The following is a 2,218-nucleotide window of genomic DNA, read 5'->3' as shown; positions in this document are numbered from 1 at the left end:
CAAATATACAACAGTTGTTGTTGGGTTGCGCTTGCGCTTAACCCAACCTACTAGCTATTGCATCATTTAAGATGAAACAATCCAGTAGGGTGCGTTAGGCGCTGACTCCAAGCTACGGTTGAACTGTTAAATATTGCGTTGCGCCGTAACGCACGATTTTAGCTACAGCTCAATGGTGCGTTACGACGGATTGTTAAATGCTTTTCACAGTCTAGATTTTAGCCGTCTAACGCACCCTACTAAACCTATCAGCTATTAGTCGTTTTTTCTGGTGTTTTCATAGCATCAGAATTACCGTTACCGCTACTATTGCCATGAGGAATTTCTAGTTGGCGAGCTGCCAAATATTCATACATCGCATAACGAGTATTAACATCTTCCTGCGCTTGTACTAATAATTCTTTGGCATCAGCAGGTTTGCTCTTAGTTAGCATTTTAAACCTATTCTCCTGATACATCGACTCACCTACTGGTTTCTTTGGCGATCGCATATCCAACTGCAAAGGATTTTTCCCTTTTTGTACCAAGTCTGGGTTATACCGATACAACAACCACCGACCACTTTCCACAAGTGCTTTTTGATTACTCATTGCTGTCGTCATATTAATTCCATGAGCAATACAATGACTATAAGCAATAATCAATGATGGGCCGTCATAAGCTTCAGCTTCCAAAAATGCTTTCAGGGTATGTTCGTCTCGCGCTCCCATTGCTACACTGGCAACATAAACATTGCCGTAAGTCATTGCTATCAAACCTAAATCTTTCTTACCTGATGGTTTTCCTCCTGCTGCAAACTTGGCAACTGCCGCACGGGGAGTCGCTTTAGAAGACTGACCGCCAGTATTAGAATAAACCTCCGTATCCATAACCAAAATATTCACATTTCGACCGCTAGCGATAACGTGGTCTAAACCTCCAAAACCAATATCATAGGCCCAACCATCACCACCAACTATCCAAACAGATTTTTTCACCAGATAATCTGCTAAAGTCAACATTTGCTTTGCTTCTGGCGAATCTACCCCTTGCAATTTTTCCTTGACTTGGGCTACTCGCTCCCGTTGTTCCCAAATATCAGCTTCAGATTTTTGGGAAGCGTTCAGAATGGCATCAACTAAATTATCTCCCACACTTCCCGCCACTTTTTGCAAAAGCTCCGCAGCAAATTGACTATGTTTGTCGAGAGACAGACGGAAACCTAAACCAAATTCGGCGTTATCCTCAAATAAACTATTTGACCAAGCAGGGCCGCGACCATCGGCATTTTTTGCCCAAGGAGTTGTGGGTAAGTTACCGCCGTAAATAGACGAACATCCAGTCGCATTTGCCACAACCGAGCGATCGCCAAATAACTGACTGACTAATTTAATATAGGGAGTTTCGCCACAACCTGCACAAGCACCGGAAAATTCAAACAAGGGTTCTTGCCATTGTTGTTGACGGATGCGGTCGAGATGGAGGGAGCGACGGTCAGGGTTAGGTAGACCCAAGAAGAAATCCCAATTTTCTCTTTCTTGTTCCCGCAATGGTAACTGCGCTTCCATATTTATTGCCTTGCGGGATGGCATAGATTTATTTTTCGCCGGGCAAATATCTACACACACACCACAACCAGTACAGTCTTCGGGCGCTACTTGGATAGTAAATTTCTGTCCGGCAAAATCTTTATCCTTGACATTTATAGATTTGAAAGTTGCTGGAGCATTATCTAACAAAGTCTCCTCATAAGCTTTACCACGAATGACCGAATGAGGGCAAACCATAATACACTTACCACATTGCACGCAGACATCGGGGTCCCAAGCTGGAATTTCTTGAGTAACATTACGTTTTTCCCATTTAGTTGTTCCGGTAGGGTAAGTTCCATCACATGGTAAAGCGCTGACTGGTAGTTGGTCGCCTTCCCGAGAAATCATTTTGCCCAAAACATCCCGCACAAATTCTGGCGCTGTATCGGGAATGGGTGGTAAACGGTGGAGAGTACTACTAACTTCCGTGGGAATTTTCACTTCGTAGAGATTATCCAAAGTATTGTCAACCGCTTGTAAATTCATATTGACAATTTCCTGACCTTTTTTGCCATAGGTCTTTTGGATGTATTTTTTAATTTGAGCGATCGCCTCTTCTCTGGGCAAAACATTAGCTAAGGCAAAGAAACAAGTTTGCATTACTGTATTAATGCGTCCTCTCATCCCACTGTCACTAGCAACTTTAT

The 2,218-nt window shown here is 43.1% G+C and carries 1 protein-coding gene; it reads right to left on the bottom strand.

All coding sequences use genetic code 11. The features are described from left to right. Positions 1-248: 248 nt before the first annotated feature. A partial coding sequence (gene nifJ / locus AC3DU7_RS16195) for a pyruvate:ferredoxin (flavodoxin) oxidoreductase (RefSeq protein WP_488040358.1) occupies positions 249-2,218 on the bottom strand: 1,970 nt, incomplete at its 5' end.

Source organism: Okeania sp., assembly GCF_983059655.1.
The sequence above is the reverse complement of the archived record's forward strand: the minus strand, read 5'-3'. Positions and strand labels throughout refer to the sequence as shown.